This window comes from Amycolatopsis sp. NPDC039088 (genome assembly GCF_055598845.1).
The window spans coordinates 163025-181465 of the sequence record NZ_JBVKAE010000019.1 but is presented as its reverse complement, the minus strand read 5'-3'; the positions used below and the strand labels follow the sequence as shown (position 1 = coordinate 181465).

The following is an 18441-nucleotide window of genomic DNA, read 5'->3' as shown; positions in this document are numbered from 1 at the left end:
CAGAACCAACCCGACCACGTGAAAGCCTTCTTCGGCAAGGAAGAAGTCCGCTACGCCGCAGACTGACCACGCCACATTTGCCTTACGGATCAATAAGTGGTGGGCTTGCGGCGTTGGGAAGCGTAGACGGCGGCGGCGGTGCGGCGTTCGAAGCCGAGCTTGTGCAGCAAGGAGGACACGTAGTTCTTGACCGTCTTCTCCGCCAGGTACAGCTTTTCCGCGATCTGCCGGTTGGTCAGCCCGTCGGCGATGTGGTCGAGCACCCGCCGCTCCTGCGGGCTCAACTGTTCGTAGCGCGGGTCCGGCAGCGCGCTGTCGCCGCGCAGGCGGTTCATCACCGACGCCGTCAGCGTGCTGTCCAGGAGCGATCCGCCCGTCGCGACCGTGCGGACGGCTTTGACCAGCGCGCCACCGGAGACCTGTTTGAGCATGTACCCGGCCGCGCCCGCCATGATCGCGCCGAACAACGCGTCGTCGTCCGAATAGGACGTCAGCATCAGGCAGGCGGGCGGCGGCTCGACGGACGAGCGGATCTCGCGGCAGACGGTGACCCCGTCGCCGTCCGGCAGCCGGACGTCGAGCACCGCGACCTGCGGTTTGACCACGGGGATCCGGACGAACGCCTCGGCGGCCGTGGACGCCTCACCGACCACCGTGAGATCGTCTTCGGCCTCGAAGACGGTCTTCAGCCCGGTGCGGACGAGCTCGTGATCGTCCAGCAGGAACACCGAAATCGTCATCCCACACTCCCCTCTCGGGCCGGCAGTGCCACCGACCAGTCGAGCCTCGTCCCGCCTTCCGGCCTTGCCTCGACGAGGAACGACCCGTTCCAGCGGGCCGCGCGTTCGGCGAGATTCGCCACCCCGCTGCGATGGCCGGGTTCGGCGGGCATGCCGACGCCGTCGTCCACCACCGAAAGCTTCAGCCACCGCCCGTCGCGGTCGACCGAGACGTCGACCGACACCGCCGTCGCCGCGGCGTGTCTGACCACATTGGACAGTGATTCGCGCAGTGTCGCGAGCAGATCGGAACGGACCGTGTCCGGCACGGTCGAATCCAGCGGCCCCTCGAACCCTACTCTCGGTTCGGACGCGCAGCCCGCGTCGAGCGCGACGCGCAGTAGCTCCGAACGGAGACTGCCTTGCGCCTCGGCGGGTTCCTGCAACGAAAAGATGCTGTTGCGGATCTCGCGGATCGTGCGGTCGATCTCGTGCGCGAATCCGGTCACGCGTTCGGCGACGGTGGGTTCGCCCGCGAGCCTGCCGAGTCCCTCCAGGCCGAGTCCGATCGCGAACAGCCGCTGGATCACCAGGTCGTGCAGGTCGCGGGCGATCCGGTCGCGGTCCTCGAAGACGGCGAGCCGCTGGCGGTCCTGTTGCGCTCGGGCGAATTCGACCGCGAGCGCGGCATGCGCGGCGAAGGTCTCGGCGAGCTGGACGTCGTAGGCGGAGAACGGGGTCTTGTCGCGGAACTTCGCCACCAGCAGCACGCCGAGTTTCTCGTCGCCGACGATCAGCGGGACGGCGACCGTGGAGTCCAGGTCCTTGATCACCGCGGGCATGGAGGCGGCGCGGTCACCCTGGTACTCGAGCACCTTTTCGCCGTAGTCCCGGACAACGACGGGTTTGCCCGAGGTGAACGCCATCCCGGTCGCGGTGCCTTCCATGGGCACCGCGATCCCGGCGAGTTTGTCGGCGTCGGGACCCGGCGGCTCGACGATCTCGAAGACCAGCATCCCGTCGCCGCGAGGACGGGCCACGGCCCCCGCGGTGCCTCCGGCGACGACGCGGGCGCGTTCGGCGATCAGGCGCAGGGTCGCGGTCAGATCCTGGTCGGCCAGCAGCGCGCCGGTGACGTGATAGGAGGCTTCGAGCCAGCGTTCGCGCCGCTGCACCTGGTCGAACAGCGCGGCGTTCTCGATCACCACACCGGCCGCCGCGGTGAGCGCGACGAGCAGGTCGACCTCGGATTCGGTGAATTCCTCACCCTCCGGTTTGCGGGGGAGGTACAGCATCCCGAAGATGCGGCCGCGCATGCGGATGGGCATCACGCGGGACTCGGCCTCCGACGGCGGGGACTCCCAGGCGTCACCGACGCGGATGAACTCGTCCGAATCGAGCACGCTCAGCGCGCCGAACGGCGCACCGGTCAGCTCGCAGGCGGACTCGACCATCCGCCGCAGGACGTCGGAGAGGCTGAGATCGTGGGCGATCCCGGCCACCGCGTCCAGGATCCTGGGCGCCTTGGCGTTACTCGCCGCACTCACCCGCCGCACTGGCGTCACCGTCCCGAAGTAACTCCCCGGGCAGTGGGGTCAGGAATGACAAACGCGCCCGGAAAGCTCACTTGGTGCGTCGATCACGGACCGCGCTTCGTTACTCCGAGCGCCGAGGATCCTCCGTCCGGTGACCGACTCGATCGGGATCCGGAGATACCGGGCGTCCGCCTGACCAGTCCAGCAGTCCAACGGCAGGGTCGCGAGCTCGTCGATCACGATCGGGTCACGCACCTCGGAGGCGCGGCCGAGCACGGTGACGAACCAGCCGGATCCCAGGTCGGGGGCGAACTCGTCGACGGCGAACGCGACCACACTGTCGAGCACTCCGGCGAACAGCGCGCTCTGTGACGGCGTCCGGAGCACGATCGCACCGTGGTGGACGGCGAACCGCGTCGGCTGGATCACCGGCAGGGCCCGGGAGGTGAACACCACCCGGCCCAGCCCGGTACCCGCGAGCAGCGACAGGCACTGCTCGCGATCGAGCGTTTCGAGACCCAAGGAGTCTGGCATCGGCGTCCCCGCGTTCTCGTGGCCCAGTTGGCTTCGAGGTCCACGGTCCCCGGCTTACCGACTCGCCGGTAGGGCCGATGTACCCGGCCCCCGCGGGGGATGCCGGACGTTACGCCTTCGGCGCCAGCAGCACGACGGGAATCTCCCGCTCGGTCTTGGTCTGGTACTGCGCGTAGTTCTTGTAATCTGCGGTGATCTTGGGCCACAGGCGCGCCCGCAGCTCGCCGTCGGCGACGGTCGCGACCATCGGCTGCGGGGCCTCGCCCTTCAGCGTGACCTGGACCTCGGGGTTGTCGCGGAGGTTGAGGAACCACGCGGGGTGCTGGTCGTCGCCGCCACGGGAGGCCACGATGACGTACGCGTCGCCCTCGCGCAGCGGCGAAGTCAGCAGCACCGTGCGCGGCTGACCGGATTTGCGGCCGATGGTGGTCAGTTCCAGGACGGTCATCCCGGCGACCTCCCAGCCGGCGCGGCCGCCACTGACCTTCTGGATGACGCGGTGGACGGCGTTCATGGTCTTCAAGGCGAAATCACTGGGCATGCGGAGAAGACTACTCCGCTTTCATCGCGACTTCGATCCCGTCCAGGAGAACGGCCAGCGAGATCTCGAAGGCCTCCCTCGCCTCCTGCTCCAGGTACGACACCGTCTCGTCCTCCATCCGGAACGCCTGCTCGCTCTCCATCCAGGTCAGCGTCGGGAACCGCTCGGCGAAGTCCGGCGACACCTCACGCAAGAGCGCCGAGCGGGCGTACCACCATTCGTCGTCGGTCTGGCCGGTCACCTTCTCCGCGGACCGGGACTCGGCGGCCGTCCTGGCGGGCTCGCGGACACACGAGTACAGCGCGCTGATCAGCCGCCGCAGCACCACCGGCGGCAAGCCGGTCCGGCGCAGGATCTTCACCAGCGACTCCAGCACGACGTACTCGTGCGGGCCCAGCACCGGCCGTGCCTGCGAGACCTGCAGAACCCAGGGATGCCGGAGGTAGAAGTCCCACAGGTCGTACGCCCACCGAGCGGCGTCGGACCGCCAATCGTCGCCCTCATGAGAGGCCGGCAGTTCGGCGAGCGCCTTGTCGTACATGAGGTCGATCAGTTCACTCTTGCTCGGGACGTAGGTGTAGAGCGCCATGGCCGTCCGGCCGAGCCTGTCACCGACCGCGCGCATCGAAAGGCCCGTCATGCCTTCGGCGTCGGCGATCGCGATGGCGGCGTCGACGATCAGGTCCACCGAAAGCGCCGGTTTCGGTCCCGGCCGCTCGACGTCGGCCTGCTCCATCCGCCACAGCAGGGCCATGGACTTCCGAGGGTCTCCCTGCGCCGCGTAGACGACCACTTGCAAACTCCTTACAGCATAAACTAACCTCTGCTACCCTCACTTTACAGGCTAAAGAGTTCCAATCAGGGGAGAGCCATGCCTTCGGCCGCCGACAACCACGACATGATCCAGGTGCGCGGAGCCAGAGAGAACAACCTCGCCGACGTCTCGGTCGACATCCCCAAACGCCGTCTCACCGTCTTCACCGGTGTTTCCGGCTCCGGGAAGTCGTCCTTGGTGTTCGGCACCATCGCCGCGGAATCGCAGCGGCTGATCAACGAGACCTACACCGCCTTCATCCAATCCTTCATGGCCCCGGTCGGGCGACCGGACGTGGACGCGCTGCGGAACCTGAGCGCCGCGATAGTGGTCGACCAGGAGCGGATGGGGGCCAATTCCCGGTCCACGGTCGGCACCGCGACCGACGCGCACACGATGCTGCGGATCGTCTTCAGCAGGCTGGGACAGCCGCATATCGGGACTTCGGGAGCGTTCAGCTTCAACCTGCCCGAGGGGATGTGCCCCGAATGCGAGGGCCTCGGCAAGGTGTCCAGCATCGACGTCGACCAGCTGGTCGACAAGGAGCTTTCGCTCGAAGAAGGGGCGATCACCGTCCCGAACTTCACACCGGGCAGCTGGTACTGGAAGGGACTCGCGGAATCCGGCTTCGTCGACCCCGCCGTCAAGCTGAAGGACTACACGCCTCAGCAGTGGGAAGACTTCATGTACAAACCCGCCACCAAGATGAAGCTCGGCGGGATGAACACCACCTACGAAGGCCTGCTGGTGAAGGTCAAGCGGCTGTTCCTGGCGAAGGACAAGGAGGCGACGCAGGCGCATATCCGCACGTTCGTCGACCGGGCGGTCACCTTCGAACGGTGTCCTGCCTGTGACGGCGCCCGGCTCAACGAGGCGGCACTGTCGTCGAAGATCGACGGGCTGAACATCGCGGACTGTTCGGCGATGCAGATCAGCGATCTGGCCGATTTCGTCCGCAAACTCGACGATCCGTCGGTCGGCCCGCTGATGCAGACCCTGCGCGGCACCCTCGACTCGCTGGTGGAGATCGGCCTCGGTTACCTCAGCCTCGATCGCGAATCCGGGACACTGTCGGGTGGTGAGGCCCAGCGCGTGAAAATGGTGCGGCACCTGGGTTCCAGCCTCACCGACGTCACCTACGTCTTCGACGAGCCGACCGTCGGCCTGCACCCGCACGACATCCAGCGGATGAACGGCCTGCTGCTGCTCTTGAAGGACAAGGGGAACACGGTCCTCGTCGTCGAGCACAAACCGGAGACGATCGAAATCGCCGACCACGTCGTCGACCTCGGACCGGGCGCCGGGCCGAACGGCGGGCAGATCTGCTTCACCGGCGACGTCGCCGGACTGCGCGCGTCGGGCACGCTGACCGGGCGGCACCTGGACCACCGCGCGCGACTGCGCACCGACGTCCGCGCGCCGACCGGGCAGCTCCCGATCCGGAACGCGACCCGGCACAACCTCAAGGACGTCAGCGTCGACATCCCGCTCGGGGTGCTGACCGTGGTCACCGGGGTCGCCGGTTCCGGCAAGAGCTCGCTCATCCACGGCTCACTGTCCACAAGGGACGACGTGGTGGTGCTCGACCAGTCGGCCATCCGCGGTTCGCGGCGAAGCAACCCGGCGACCTACACCGGCCTGCTCGACCCGATCCGCGCCGCTTTCGCCAAGGCCAACGGCGTCAAGGCGGCACTGTTCAGCGCGAACTCCGAGGGCGCGTGCCCGAAGTGCAAGGGCATCGGGCTGATCTACACCGACCTGGCGATGATGGCCGGAGTGGCGACGGTCTGTGAAGAATGCGAGGGCAAGCGTTTCACCGCGGAAGTGCTGACGTACCGGCTACGGGGCAAGAACATCAGCGAGGTCCTCGCGATGCCGGTGGCCGAGGCGCGCGAATTCTTCCCCTCGGGACAGGCGCGGACGATCCTGGACCGGCTTTCCGACGTCGGGCTGGGCTACCTCGGGCTCGGGCAGCCGCTCACGACCCTGTCCGGCGGGGAACGGCAGCGGATCAAACTGGCCATCCGGATGGCGGAGAAGTCGGCGACCTACGTCCTCGACGAGCCGACCACCGGACTGCACCTCGCCGACGTCGACCAGTTGCTGGCACTGCTGGACCGGCTGGTGGACGACGGGAACACGGTGGTGGTCATCGAACATCACCAGGCCGTGATGGCGCACGCCGACTGGATCGTCGACCTCGGGCCCGGGGCCGGCGTGGACGGCGGGGAGGTCGTGTTCACCGGCACTCCGGCCGATCTGGTCGCTTCCGGTGACACCCTCACGGCACAGCACCTGCGCGCTTACGTGGGCGAGTAAGGCGGTAACGCGCTCGATCCGAACACCACCAGGTGAAACCCTGAGACGCCCTCAGCGAGAACGGCGGTAGAGACCAATGGTCTGTTAGTCTGGCCGACATCATGCCCCGCATCCTCATCCGCGTTGTCACGCTGGTCGCCGCCCTCGCCCTGCTGTTCGGGGTGCCGTGGTGGACGGTCGTCGGCTCCCCCGAACTCCCGGCCGCGCTCGAGTACCTCGGCACGATCGTCTTCGCCGTCGCGGTGCTCGCGATGCCCACGTGCATGGTCCTCGGCCACGGTCCGTGGCAACGTGACCTCGCGGCGAAGATCGGCGACCTCGCCCTCGGCCTGATCTGGCTTCTGTTCTCCTTGTCCGTACTCGGAAACGTGCTGCGGCTCGTGCTCGCGCTGTCCGGAGTGGACAGTGCGGCGGAGATCGTGTCCGGCGTCGTCGTGGCGGCCTTCGTGGCACTGGCGGCGTACGGGATGGTCGAGGCCAGACGCGTTCCGCGGCTCAAGGAGCTCGACGTCGTCCTCCCCCGGCTCGGCGCCGGGCTCGACGGTCTTCGGTTCGCGATCATCACCGACACGCATTTCGGCCCGCTGAACCGGACGAGGTGGTCGGAGAAGGTCGTCGAGGTGGTGAACGAACTCGACGCCGACGTCGTGGCACACGCGGGCGACCTCGCGGACGGTTCGGTCGCCAAACGCGAGGGCCAGGTCGCGCCGCTGGGGAAGGTGCGCGCCAAACTCGGCAAGTTCTACATCACCGGCAACCACGAGTACTTCGGCGAGGCGCAGGCCTGGCTCGACCACATGCGCGACCTCGGCTGGGAACCGCTGCACAACCGGCACGTGCCGGTGCGCCAGGGCGGGGACACGCTCGTCTTCGCCGGGATCGACGACCCGACGGGCGCCGCTTCCGGCCTCCCCGGTCACGGCCCGGACCTGCCGGCCGCGCTCGACGGCGTCACCGCGAGCACGCCGGTCGTCCTGCTCGCCCACCAGCCGAAGCAGGTCAAGCAGGCCGCCGAGGCCGGCATCGACCTCCAGATCTCCGGGCACACCCACGGCGGTCAGATCTGGCCGTTCCATCTCCTGGTCCGGCTCGACCAGCCGGTTTTGGCCGGTCTGTCTCGCCACGGCGAGCGCACCCAGCTGTACACGAGCCGGGGCACGGGCTTCTGGGGACCGCCGCTGCGCGTCTTCGCGCCCAGCGAGATCACCCTCCTGACCTTGCGAAAGCGCGTTTAGTCCGCTAAATGCGACGTCCTCGGGCGTTGCGACCTGGCCGAAGCTGAAGAAGGTCGCGGCGACCCTGCCCTACGACGCCGCGCTCTTCGACGGCCTGCACGACGGCACCCCGCTGCCCGAGGGGCGCTGGGCGGGCGTCTCCATGCCGACGCTGGTCATGGACGGCGGCAAGAGCCCGGCGTGGGTCCGCAACGGCGTCGCCGCGCTCGCCAAGGCCGTCCCCGGCGCCGAACACCGGACGATCGACGGCCAGACGCATATGCTCAAACCGAAAGCGGCGGCACCGGTCCTGATCGAGTACTTCGCTACACGCCCGCAGGCGAACTAGCCCGCTCGACCACCAGCCGCGCCGCCCCGCTCCCGTCGGCCGGCACCGCCCAGATCCCCGAGTCCACCCCGTACGCGACGGTCCGGTCGTCGAGCCAGGTGGCCTGGTCGTCGACGCTGCGCGTCTCGGCGAGCAAGGTCTCCTGTCCGGAAGCCAGGTCGAGGACGGCCAGCCGCCACGGCGTCGCGGGATCGACGGAAACCCGCTTCTTGAAGGCGATCCGCTTACCGTCCGGCGAGAGTGAAGGGCATTCGACGTTCTCCCGGATCATCCTCGCGACGAGCGTCTCGTAATCCGCCTCGACCAGGTAGGTCTTCCCTTTCGTCCCCACGGTTGCGTAGAACCGCTTGCCGTCGGGGGCGAAAGTGATCCCCCAGTAGTTCACGTCGGACGCGTAGTACGGCTTGCCGTCGAGCAGGAGCCCCATCTCCTCGATGCTCTTCATCAGCTTCCCGGTGCTCAGGTCGAGAATTCCGGCCCTGGTCGAAAACCCGGTCTCCGCATAGGAATCCCCGTTGACGAACAACGTCCAGTAGGCGAGCTTCCCGTCCGGCGACACCCGGCCGCGGCTGGGTGTGCCGGGCAGTTCGACCCGGCGGATCTCGTTGAGGTCCTTGTCCAGCACGATGACGTCGGTCATCGGCGGCAGCACCCCCGGCTGCGCGGCCAGGCACAGCGCGGTCCCCGCCGAAGCGGCGAACCGGTCACAGCTGAGCCCGGCCACCTTCCGGGGTTCGCCCGGCCGGTCGGCCGGGACCGTGGCGAGACGGCCGAAGTCGGGGCCTTCGGCGGTGTTGCGGAACAGCAGCTGTCCCTTCGCCTGTACCGAAACCGGCTGCCCGGTGACGACGGCCACGGAGTTGACGGCCGGGCCGCGGTCCCGCGAGTAGAGGCCGTAGCCGACGGCGGCCGCGATCAGGAGGACGACCGCCCCGGCCACCCCGACGATCCGCGCCCTCACGCGTATGTCCGCAAAGGACGGATGACGGCGGCCGCGACGATCACGACGGCCAGCGCGCCGACGGCGACCAAGACCGCCGTGCGCAGGTCCCACGCGGTCCACGCCAGTCCGAAAAGGATGGACGCGAGCATCCGCGTCGTCGCCTGCCCGGTCTGCACGAGGGCCAGCCCGCTCGCCCGCTGATGTTCGGGCAGCAGCGGTCCGGCGGCGGCCATCAGTACCCCGTCGGTGGCGGCGTAGAAGACACCGTGCAGTACCAATGCCAGCACCGCGAGGACGCCGCCGTCCACCGGTCCCAGCAGTGCCAGCAGCGCGACGACCAATGCGACGTGCCCGCCGAGGAACACCTTCCAGCGGCCGATCCGGTCCGAAAGCCTGCCCAGCGGTACGGCGAGCAGCAGGTACACGCCCGCGGTTCCCAGCGGCAGCAAGGGAAAGAAGACCGCGCCGAGATCCCATCGGCGCTGCAGGACGAGATAGAGGAACGAGTCGCTGAGGGTGACCAGGCCCAGCAACGCCGCCCAGACGCAGATCCGGCGGAACGACGCCTGCCGGATCAAGCCCGCGGTTTCCCGCAAGGAGACCTTGGGCCGTTCGGCACCCGGCTTCGGCTGGTGGTCCTTGACCAGCACCAGCAGGATGATCACGCCGATCGCGGCGATACAGAAGCTCGTGAAGAACACCGAGTCGTAGCTGCCGAGGCTGAGCCACAGCACGGCCATCGCGACCAGCGGGCCGAGGAACGCGCCGAAGGTGTCCATCGCGCGGTGCACACCGAACGCGCGGCCGAGATGTTCGGGGTCGCTGCTCAACGTGATCAGCGCGTCCCGCGGCGCGGTCCGGACGCCTTTCCCGGTGCGGTCGGCCGCCAGGACGGCGCCGATCGCGACGGTGGACGAGCCCGCCAGCATCAGGCCGATCTTGCCCAGCGCCGAAAGCCCGTAACCGAAGCAGGCGACGGCCTTGAGCCGCTGCCACCGGTCCGCGAGATGCCCGCCGGCGAGCCGGACCACGGCGGTGACACCGGAGTAGAGGCCGTCGAGCACGCCGAACTGCAGCGGGCTCAGGCCGAGACCGAGGACGAGGTAGAGCGGGAGGACCGCGGTCACCATCTCCGACGAGATGTCGGTGACGAGGCTGACCAGGCCGAGCGCGACGACGTTCCCGGTGACGGCCCGCTTCACACCGCTGCTTTTCGGTACGTCCACCGCCGCCCTGCTGGTGGCTATGTACATGGGAGACCTCCAACGCCGCGAGAAGGTGCCGGGCCGCGGTGCACACGAGCCGCGACCCGGCACCTGATCACGGGGATCAGTGGCAGGTGTAGGTGGGAGACGAGTCGATGGTCTTGCCGTCGAGACCGATGAACTGGGTCGAGAAGGCGTTGTCCGACATGTTCAGCTTGAGCACGCCGTAGGTCGAGATCGCCTTCGCCGTGGCCGGGTGTTCCGTCTTGACCGGGTACAGGCTCGCCCCGCCACCGCCGCCGATGATCTGCACCGGACCGTTCGGATCCTTGGCTCCGCTGGCGTTCTGCGGATAGAACCGTTCGTAGTGGTGGTCGTGCCCGTTGAGCACGAGGTCGACCTTGTTTCCGACCATGGTCTCCCAGAGGATGGCCATCTTGCTGTTGTCACCGTGGTCACCCGAGGTGTAGCGCGGGTGGTGGTAGTACGCGGCGACGCAGGGTTTCGTGTTGTTCTGCAGATCCTGCTTGATCCAGTTCAGCTGCTCGTCGCTGATCGCGTTCGCGGCGAGGCCGGGCGAGAACTCCGTGCTGTCGATGGCGACGAAGTGCCAGTTGCCCATTTCCCAGCTGTAGTAGGTCTTCCCGTTCGGCGTCGCGATCTTGCCGAAGTACTGCTTGTAGGCGCCCAGCGGGGTGTCGTCGTAGGTCTCGTGGTTGCCGGGGATCGGGTGCATGATGCTCTTGTACTTGCCCCAGGTCGTGTCGAAGTACTTCGTGAAGTCCTCGATGTGGGCGTCGTCGTACTGGTTGTCGCCCATGGTGATCACCGCGGCCGGGTTCATCTGGCCGACCAGCGCGGCGGTCTTCGGGTGGACGCACGAAGACGAAGAGGCCGTGCACTGTTCGGCGATGTCACCGGAAGCGGCGAGGACGAACGAAGAACCGCCACCCGCCTGCGTGGTCGCCTGGATCTGGTTGCTGGCCGCCGAGGTGTTGCCGGCAGCGTCCTTCGCACGGACGGTGTAGGTGTACGCGGTCGACGCGCTCAGCCCGCTGTCGGTGAAGGACGTGGTTTCGGTCGTGCCGACGACCTGGCCGTTGCGCAGCACCTCGTACCCGGTGACGCCGACGTTGTCCGTCGAACCGGTCCACGTCAGGTCCACTGTGGACGCCGTGACCGAACCGGCCTTGAGGTTCGTCGGCGCGGTCGGGGCCTGCGTGTCGCCGGAGGAGTCCGACGTACCGTAAACCTGGATCTCCCAAAGGGAATAGCCGTAACTGGTGGCCCGTTTGGTGCCGACGAGGCGCAGGTACCGGCCGCGGCCGGACAGGCCGGTGAGATCGTCGGTTCCACCGTTGCCGCCGGTGACGGATTTGATCGAGGTCCACGCCGTGCCGTCGTTGGAGACTTCCAGCCGGTACGCGGTGGCGTACGCCGCTTCCCAGTTCAGCTTGACCCGGTTGATGGCGGAAGGGCCACCGAGGTCGACACGGATGAACTGCGGGTCCACGCCTTCGGCACTCGCCCATCGGGTGCTGGTCTTCCCGTCGACGGCGAGCGGTCCACCGTACGAGGAGGACTCCACCGAGGAGACGAGGACGGGTTTTCCTTGGGACAAAAGGACATCAGCGGCTTGGGCGTTTCCGCTGAGCAGGGTGGGCAGCAGGATGAGTGCCGCGCCTAGTGGCAGTAGTCGGGTTCTGGCCTTCACATCGATCTCCCCGGGAATCCGTGGCGGCGGGTTGAGAGGGACGGGTGCGCGGCGTTGTGCGGTACGGCTTGTTCGTTTGGTAACTTTCCTAACGAATGCGTACGGTAATCCGTACCACTCAGTGAGTCAAGACATAGACTCGTCCCATGACCGGTGCCTTGATCTTCGACTTCGACGGAACGCTGGTCGACACCGAGGCGGCCGTCCTCACCGCCTGGCAGGAGACCTTCCGCGAACGCGGTGGCGAGCTCCCCCTCGACGTCTGGCACACCGTGATCGGCACACAGAACACCGCGGTCGCGATGTTCGAACTGCTCGAGAAGAACGACGAGAGTCTCGACAGGGTCGCGGTCCGCACCGGCGTCCGCGCCCGGGTGACCGCACTGCTGGAATCCGAGGGGCCGCGCCCCGGCGTCCAGGACTACCTCGACGAGGCGAAAGAGCAGGGCCTGCGGCTGGCCATCGCGTCCAGCTCGACCGGCGACTGGGTCACCACGCATCTGAACCGGCTGGGCCTCGCGGACGCGTTCGAAGCCGTCCTCACCGGCGACCTCCACGAGGCGAAGCCGAGTCCGGACCTCTACCTGGCCGCGCTCGCGGCCTTGGACCTGCCACCGTCCGAAGCGATCGCGTTCGAGGACTCGCCCCACGGCGTCACCGCGGCGAAGGCCGCCGGACTGCGGTGTGTCGCGGTACCGAATCCGATCACCGCGGTACTGAACTTCGACCACGCCGATCTCGTCCTGGGATCGCTGGCCGACAAGCCACTGAGCGAGTTGCTCAGCCGCTGAGCGACTCCGCCAGCCTCGCGAGGAACGGACGCTGCCCCTTGAGCAGCTTCTCCTCCGCTTCGGCGAGCCCGAACCAGGCGACCCTGTCGACCTCCGGGAACTCCTGCGTCCGGCCCGACCGCGGCGGCCACTCCATCTCGAAGGTGCCCGGCACCACCTGAGCGGGATCGAGGTCGCCCTCCACGGCCCAGACTGTGACGACCTTGCCGCCGGACTGCTTCACCTCGCCGAGCGGGAGGTACTCCCCCTCCGGCGCCGGCAGCCCCAATTCCTCCTGGAACTCGCGCCGCGCCGCGGCCTCCGGCGTCTCGTCCGGCTCGTACTCGCCCTTGGGCACCGACCAGCCGCCCGCGTCCTTCTTCGCCCAGAACGGTCCGCCCATATGCCCGAGCAGCACTTCCGTCGTCTCGCCCGACCTGCGGAAAAGCAGGATCCCGGCACTCGTCTTACCCGCCACGGCGTCCAGTGTGCCCTTGCGCCGATCGGGTGATGTGACCGCCTCGCGAAAAAACTTTCCGGCGGGTTGTCGAATCGCGTCGTGCTCGTCCGACGCGTTGTCAGAAGCCGCCACACAGACTCTCCCGGAAGGACCAGAACGATGACGCAGACCATCACCCCCGCCGAGACCACCGCCACCACGAGCACCGCCACCGGCCGGTCGGCCAAGGCACAGGGCGCGATCCAGTCGGCCGTCCGGATCGTCGTCTCGTTCCTCTTCCTCTGCCACGGTTTGCAGGGATTCGGCTTCTTCGGTGGCGTCGACGGCGCGGGCGGCGCCGTCGAACTCGGCTCCTGGCCCGGTTGGTACGGCAGCGTGATCGAGGTCGTCGGCGCCGCGCTCGTGCTCGTCGGCCTGTTCACCCGGCCGGTCGCCGTGCTGCTCTCCGGCGTCATGGCCTACGCCTACTTCACCGTCCACGCACCGGAAGGCCTGCTGCCGCTGCAGAACATGGGCGAGCTTTCGACCCTCTACTGCTGGATCTTCCTGCTGATCGCCGCGATCGGCCCCGGCACCTTCGCGCTCGACACGCTGCGCCGCCGCCGTCGCTGAGAAAGAAAACAAAGAGGGCCCCTTTCCTGGAACGACTCCAGGAAAGGGGCCCTCTTTTCGTGTGCGCACAACGTTGTTGGGCCCAGATGAGCCGTGGTATTACCCACGAAAGAAAGTTCCGTACAGACAGGGCCATCCGTCATCCTGAACACCTATCAATGGTTTAGACCATCTTGAGCCGGAAGGATGTGTCATGACCCAGACAACCGCCGCCACGAGTGCCGAGGTCGGACAGACCAGAACGAAGTGGCAAGGCCTGACCCTCTCCATCGTCCGTGTAGTGGTCGCGTTCCTGTTCCTCTGTCACGGTTTGCAGAAGATGGGCTTCTTCGACAAGCCGGCCATACCGGTCGGCACCTGGCCAGGCTGGTATGCCGGGGTGATCGAGCTGGTCGGCTCGCTGTTCATCCTGGCAGGCCTGTTCACCCGCCCGGTCGCGGTGCTTCTCTCGGGCACCATGGCCTACGCGTACTTCGTCGTTCACCAGCCGGACGCACTGCTGCCGTTGCAGAACAAGGGGGAAACGGCAGCGCTGTACTCCTGGATCTTCCTGCTGTTCGCGGTGGTGGGACCGGGCACTTATGCGCTCGACACCCTGCTCCGCCGCCGTCGATCCTGACCGTCCCCGAATGCCGTGAAGGACGCTTTCCCGGTGAAAATTACAAGGAAAGCGTCCTTCACGGCGCGAATTCGAGGCCTCTTCAGCGCGTCTTACGTAGGATGAATGTCAACGGCCCTGAGGCAGTCCCGCCGCCAGGTCGGAAAGCGCGAGCACGTGCTCCATCAGCACGGTCAGCACCTGCTTCGTCGACTCGCGTTCCCGCGCGTCGCACAGCAGCAGCGGGACATCCATGCCGACGTCGAGCGCCTGCCGGACCTCCTCGGTGCCGTAGCGGTACGCGTTGTCGAAGCAGTTCACGGCGACGACGAACGGCAGCCCACGACGCTCGAAGAAGTCGACGGCCGCGAAGCAACTGTCGAGTCGTCGCGTGTCGGCCAGCACGACGGCGCCGAGAGCACCTTCGGCGAGCTCGTCCCACATGAACCAGAAGCGGTCCTGCCCCGGCGTGCCGAACAGGTACAGGATCAGCTCGGGGTTGATGGTGATCCGGCCGAAGTCGAGGGCGACCGTGGTGGTCGTCTTCTTCTCGACACCGGTGAGGTCGTCGACGCCCTCGGACGCCGCGGTGATGACCTCCTCGGTGCGCAGCGGGGGAACCTCGCTGACCGAACCGACCATCGTGGTCTTACCGACCCCGAACCCGCCGGCGATGAGGACCTTGACCGCGTTCGCGGTCAAGGATCGCCGGGGCTCAGAGTTTCCGGATGCCATCAAGAACCGCCTGGAGTACGTGTTTGTTGGGGGTGTCGGTGACCGGTGTCGCGGTGCGGAACAGCACGAGGTTCTGTTCGATGAGGTCGCTCAGCAGCACCTTCACCACCGGCAACGGCAGATCTATGCGCGCGGCGACCTCCGCGACCGAGGTCGGTCTCTGGCAAAGGGTGAGGATCCGCCCGTACTCCGGCTCGAAGCCGGCGACCTCGTGCGCGCTGCGCATGGCGACCACCAGCGTGATCAGGTCGAGGCCGATCGTGTCCGAGCGGGTGCGCCCGCCCGTGACGGCGTACGACCGGACCAGCGGCCCGGCCTCGTCCTCGAACCACGACTCGTGCCGCCCGCTCATGGCGACGTGGGTGTCGCGGCACGGGGCGCCGAAGTGAGCACCGCGCCGACCCGTTTGACCATCAGGTTCATCTCATAGGCGACGAGGCCCATGTCCGCGTCCTCCTTGGCCAGCAGCGCGAGGCACGCGCCGCGACCGGCCGCGGTGACGAAGAGGAACGCGTGGTCCATCTCCACCATGGTCTGGCGGACGTTGCCGCCGCCGAAGTGCCGTCCCGTGCCCCGCGCGAGGCTCTGGAACGCCGACGCGACCGCGGACAGGTGCTCGCCGTCCTGCTCCGACAGGTTGCCGGACCGTCCGATGAGCAGGCCGTCCGAAGAGAGGACTACCGCCCTGTCGGCACCGCTGACCCGCTTGACCAGGTCATCCAGCAACCAGTCGAGTTCACTGACTCCCGCGTTGGCCATCTAGTCACGATCTCCGTACATGTCGAGGTCGGTGTAGTCGTCGGTGGGTTCGGTGTCCCTGGCACGCCGGGTTCCCTGCTGGAACGCGGCGAGACGGTTCCTGGCCAGCTCGGGGGTGTCCTCGCGGACCTCCTCCTGCTGTGCGGCAGGCCGGTCCTCCATCAGCTGGGGGACCAGATTCGTCTGACGTCGGCGCTGCGGCAGCGGTGGCCTGCCGGGTGCCTCGGGGCCGGGCCGCCGGTTCTGCGGCGGACGGCCGTCCTGCGATCGGGAATCGGCGGGCGGCCAGGCAGGCGGCTGCACCGGCTGCGGCCGTGCCTCGGCACGCGCGGGCTCGGGCCGGATCGGCTCGGGGCGCGGCGTCTCTGGCCGGGGTACCCGAGGCGGGCGCGGGGGAAGCGGAGGCAGCGCGGCACCCGGCGAATCGGGTCCCGGCGGCTGATGCGCGGGCGACTGCGAGACCGGGACCTGCGGCACGACCGGCATCGGCACCGGGAGCTCCGGCCGTTCCGCGGGAAGCTCGGTGCGGTGCCGGGCACGACGGCCCGGGCGCAGCGGTGCGGCGTCCGGCACCTCGGTGCTCTCGGGGTCCACCTCGTCCTCCGGCTGATCAGACGGGACCGGCGCGAGCAGGTCGGTTCGGACGAGCACGATGGCCCTGGTGCCGCCGTACGCGGATTCGCGCAGGTGCACGGAGATCCCGTGGCGGGCGGCGAGCCGCGCGACCACGAACAGGCCCAGCCGTGGCTCGGCTGACAGGGCCATGATGCCGAAGTCCGGCGGATCGGCCAACATCGCGTTCAGCTCGGCGGCCTGTTCCGGCTCGATGCCGAGGCCCTGGTCCTCGACCTCGATCACGACACCCTTGCCGACGACGTTGCCGCGCAGCTCGACCCGCGACTGCGGCGGCGAGAACGAGGTGGCGTTGTCGATCAGCTCGGCGAGCAGGTGCACGAGGTCGCCGACGACCGGGCCCTGCACCGCGATCGCGGGCATCTTCGCCGTCTTGACCCTGGCGAAGTCCTCGGTCTCGGCCGAGGCGCCACGGGTCAGCTCGGCGAGGGTGACCGGCTTGCGCCACTGACGGCCGGGCTGGCCGCCACCGAGAATGATCAGGTTCTCCGCGTTGCGGCGGGCGCGGGTGGAGAGGTGGTCCAGCTGGAAGAGCGTTTCCAGCTGCTCCGGGTCCTCTTGCTTGCGCTCGGCCTGGTCGAGCACCTTGAGCTGGCGGTGCACGATGACCTGGCTGCGGTGCGCGATGTTGAGGAACACCGCCTTGGTGCCTTCACGGGTCCTGGCCTCTTCGACGGCGGCCGCGATGGCGGTCTGCTGCGCCTTGTTGAAGGCCTCGGCGACCTGGCCGATCTCGTCGTCGCCGTGGTCGAGGAAGTGACCCTTGTCGTCGAGGTCGACGGGTTCGCCCGCCCGCACCCGGTCCACCAGTTCCGGCAGGCGGATCTCGGCGACGTCGAGGGTGTCCTCGCGCAGCCGGGCCAGCCTGCCGATGAGCCGGTTGGACAGCCGCAGGGCGACGACGAACACGCCGATGGCCAGCAGCAGCGCGATGGCCGCGGCGATGGCCGAGGTGATCAGCGTCCGGTCGGCCTCGTCGATGGCTTCCGTCGTGGCCGCGCCACTCTGCTCGACGAAGCCGCGCATCATCGCGTCACCGACGCCGCGGGCCGACTGCAGCCAGACCTGCTCCGGTACCGGCAGCGTGGCCTTGCTGTTCTGCAGGAACGTGTTCTCGACCGTGCTGACGGCCTTCCACGGGTCGCTCGCGACGAGCTGGTCGAACTTCGCCTTGACGCCCGGGGACATCCGCGTCACGGACGACTCGAGCAGTGACCGGTACGAACCGACCTGGGTGACGTACGCGCGGTAGGTCTCGTCGGTGAAGCCGCCGCCGGCCACGGCCGCGGCGGCGAGGGAGTTCGCCCGCTGCAACTGGTCGATCGCGGTGAACAGCGGCACCGCGGTGATCCGCTGGTAGGCGTTCTCCGCGTTCGGCGCGTCCTGGGCGAAACCGGTGAGACCTTCGACGAACTGGTCGACGATCTGGTTGTAGTAGGTGAAGGCGTCGAGCAGCGGCAACTGACCGGAGTCGGCCGACTGCCGGATCTGCGGCATCTTCTGGAAGAGCCCGTCCACCGTGGCGACGTTGCGCTGCACGCTGTCGGGCGAGTTGCCGACCAGGGTCTGGAGATAGCTGACGACGTTCTGGGTGGCGGCGTCGGTCTTGGCGCGCTGCTCCACGAGCGCGGCGTGCTGCGAACGGTCGCCCGCGAGCTCGCGCAGCGTCAGACGGCGCTCCTCCTGGATCTGAACGAAGAACGGGACCGTTGGCGCTTCCGCGCCCCGGATCCGCTGCGCGTAGTCACGGCCGTTGACCGCGTCGAAGATCAGGTAGCCGCCGATCGCGAGACCGACGAGCATCAGCGCGATACTCGGAATGAGCGCGATCGTCAGAACGCGCGAACGAATCGATGAGCCGCGGCCTCGTCGAAGTGGAATTTGCTTCACCGTGGTCCGTTTTCCTTCCGGCAGTTTGGTGTCGGGTCGCCGGGGATCTCTTCACCCGCGGGATCCGATAGCCGGATCAACACAGCGTGGTCCGCTC

The 18441-nt window shown here is 68.0% G+C and carries 19 protein-coding genes; 6 read left to right on the top strand and 13 right to left on the bottom strand.

Features of this window, described 5'->3' with window-relative positions:
* Positions 1-89: 89 nt before the first annotated feature.
* The 5 genes from ACZ7KI_RS24555 to ACZ7KI_RS24535 form a co-directional block, all read right to left on the bottom strand.
* Positions 90-740 (bottom strand): response regulator, encoded by a 651-nt coding sequence (locus tag ACZ7KI_RS24555; protein ID WP_470275428.1) that lies wholly within the window; start codon positions 738-740, stop codon positions 90-92.
* The gene (locus ACZ7KI_RS24550) at positions 737-2284 is read right to left on the bottom strand and encodes a sensor histidine kinase (protein WP_470275427.1); all 1548 of its coding nucleotides are present in this window, start codon (positions 2282-2284) and stop codon (positions 737-739) included. The genes ACZ7KI_RS24555 and ACZ7KI_RS24550 overlap by 4 nt, the downstream gene beginning before the upstream one ends.
* A 30-nt stretch (positions 2285-2314) precedes the next feature.
* The gene (locus ACZ7KI_RS24545) at positions 2315-2788 is read right to left on the bottom strand and encodes a pyridoxamine 5'-phosphate oxidase family protein (RefSeq protein ID WP_470275426.1); all 474 of its coding nucleotides are present in this window, start codon (positions 2786-2788) and stop codon (positions 2315-2317) included.
* Between the two features lie 109 nt (positions 2789-2897).
* A complete protein-coding gene (locus ACZ7KI_RS24540; RefSeq protein ID WP_470275425.1) occupies positions 2898-3329 on the bottom strand; it encodes a nitroreductase/quinone reductase family protein in 432 nt (143 codons plus the stop codon).
* A 10-nt stretch (positions 3330-3339) separates the two neighbouring features.
* Positions 3340-4122 carry a TetR/AcrR family transcriptional regulator C-terminal domain-containing protein gene (locus ACZ7KI_RS24535; RefSeq protein ID WP_470275424.1) on the bottom strand — a complete coding sequence of 261 codons (783 nt, stop codon included), beginning with the start codon at positions 4120-4122 and terminating at the stop codon, positions 3340-3342.
* A 78-nt stretch (positions 4123-4200) separates the two neighbouring features.
* Here ACZ7KI_RS24535 and ACZ7KI_RS24530 point away from each other — a divergent pair, with 78 nt between their 5' ends.
* The 3 genes from ACZ7KI_RS24530 (at position 4201) to ACZ7KI_RS24520 (ending at position 8025) form a co-directional block, all read left to right on the top strand.
* Positions 4201-6462 carry an ATP-binding cassette domain-containing protein gene (locus ACZ7KI_RS24530; RefSeq protein ID WP_470275423.1) on the top strand — a complete coding sequence of 754 codons (2262 nt, stop codon included), beginning with the start codon at positions 4201-4203 and terminating at the stop codon, positions 6460-6462.
* Between the two features lie 101 nt (positions 6463-6563).
* On the top strand, positions 6564-7697 hold the full coding sequence (locus ACZ7KI_RS24525) for a metallophosphoesterase (RefSeq protein WP_470275422.1): 1134 nt from the start codon (positions 6564-6566) through the stop codon (positions 7695-7697).
* 142 nt (positions 7698-7839) lie between these two features.
* Positions 7840-8025, top strand: coding sequence for an alpha/beta fold hydrolase (locus tag ACZ7KI_RS24520; RefSeq protein WP_470275421.1), 186 nt, complete (start codon positions 7840-7842; stop codon positions 8023-8025).
* On the opposite strand, the gene ACZ7KI_RS24515 is transcribed toward ACZ7KI_RS24520, so the two are convergent.
* The 3 genes from ACZ7KI_RS24515 to ACZ7KI_RS24505 all read right to left on the bottom strand — a co-directional run bounded on the left by ACZ7KI_RS24515 (position 8003) and on the right by ACZ7KI_RS24505 (position 11887).
* Positions 8003-8986 (bottom strand): TolB family protein, encoded by a 984-nt coding sequence (locus ACZ7KI_RS24515; protein WP_470275420.1) that lies wholly within the window; start codon positions 8984-8986, stop codon positions 8003-8005. The two genes, ACZ7KI_RS24520 and ACZ7KI_RS24515, sit on opposite strands and share 23 nt — an antisense overlap.
* Complete coding sequence (locus ACZ7KI_RS24510; RefSeq protein WP_470275419.1) at positions 8983-10221, bottom strand: MFS transporter; 1239 nt, start codon at positions 10219-10221, stop codon at positions 8983-8985. The genes ACZ7KI_RS24515 and ACZ7KI_RS24510 overlap by 4 nt, the downstream gene beginning before the upstream one ends.
* Before the next feature lie 76 nt (positions 10222-10297).
* Complete coding sequence (locus ACZ7KI_RS24505; protein ID WP_470275418.1) at positions 10298-11887, bottom strand: discoidin domain-containing protein; 1590 nt, start codon at positions 11885-11887, stop codon at positions 10298-10300.
* A gap of 146 nt (positions 11888-12033) precedes the next feature.
* On the opposite strand from ACZ7KI_RS24505, the gene ACZ7KI_RS24500 reads away from it, so the two are divergent.
* A complete protein-coding gene (locus ACZ7KI_RS24500; protein ID WP_470275417.1) occupies positions 12034-12678 on the top strand; it encodes an HAD family hydrolase in 645 nt (214 codons plus the stop codon).
* Here ACZ7KI_RS24500 and ACZ7KI_RS24495 read toward each other — a convergent pair.
* A complete protein-coding gene (locus ACZ7KI_RS24495) occupies positions 12668-13135 on the bottom strand; it encodes an NUDIX hydrolase (protein ID WP_470275416.1) in 468 nt (155 codons plus the stop codon). The two genes, ACZ7KI_RS24500 and ACZ7KI_RS24495, sit on opposite strands and share 11 nt — an antisense overlap.
* Before the next feature lie 141 nt (positions 13136-13276).
* Here ACZ7KI_RS24495 and ACZ7KI_RS24490 point away from each other — a divergent pair, with 141 nt between their 5' ends.
* Both ACZ7KI_RS24490 and ACZ7KI_RS24485 read left to right on the top strand, forming a co-directional pair.
* Entirely contained in the window at positions 13277-13729 is a 453-nt protein-coding gene (locus ACZ7KI_RS24490; protein ID WP_470275415.1) for a DoxX family protein, read from the top strand.
* 193 nt (positions 13730-13922) lie between these two features.
* Positions 13923-14348, top strand: coding sequence for a DoxX family protein (locus tag ACZ7KI_RS24485; protein WP_037306795.1), 426 nt, complete (start codon positions 13923-13925; stop codon positions 14346-14348).
* 108 nt (positions 14349-14456) lie between these two features.
* Here the strand turns inward: ACZ7KI_RS24485 and ACZ7KI_RS24480 are convergent, their stop codons facing one another.
* From ACZ7KI_RS24480 to ACZ7KI_RS24465, 4 genes are read right to left on the bottom strand one after another with little or no spacing between them, the layout of a single operon-like run.
* A complete protein-coding gene (locus ACZ7KI_RS24480; protein WP_026466899.1) occupies positions 14457-15062 on the bottom strand; it encodes a GTP-binding protein in 606 nt (201 codons plus the stop codon).
* Positions 15043-15414: a DUF742 domain-containing protein gene (locus tag ACZ7KI_RS24475; RefSeq protein ID WP_061982202.1), complete on the bottom strand. Its 372-nt coding sequence runs from the start codon at positions 15412-15414 to the stop codon at positions 15043-15045. Before ACZ7KI_RS24475 ends, ACZ7KI_RS24480 begins: the two co-directional genes overlap by 20 nt.
* Complete coding sequence (locus tag ACZ7KI_RS24470; RefSeq protein ID WP_037341577.1) at positions 15411-15821, bottom strand: roadblock/LC7 domain-containing protein; 411 nt, start codon at positions 15819-15821, stop codon at positions 15411-15413. The genes ACZ7KI_RS24475 and ACZ7KI_RS24470 overlap by 4 nt, the downstream gene beginning before the upstream one ends.
* Positions 15822-18344, bottom strand: a complete 2523-nt coding sequence (locus tag ACZ7KI_RS24465) for a sensor histidine kinase (protein ID WP_470275414.1) — start codon at positions 18342-18344, stop codon at positions 15822-15824. It abuts the gene before it with no gap.
* Positions 18345-18441: the final 97 nt, after the last annotated feature.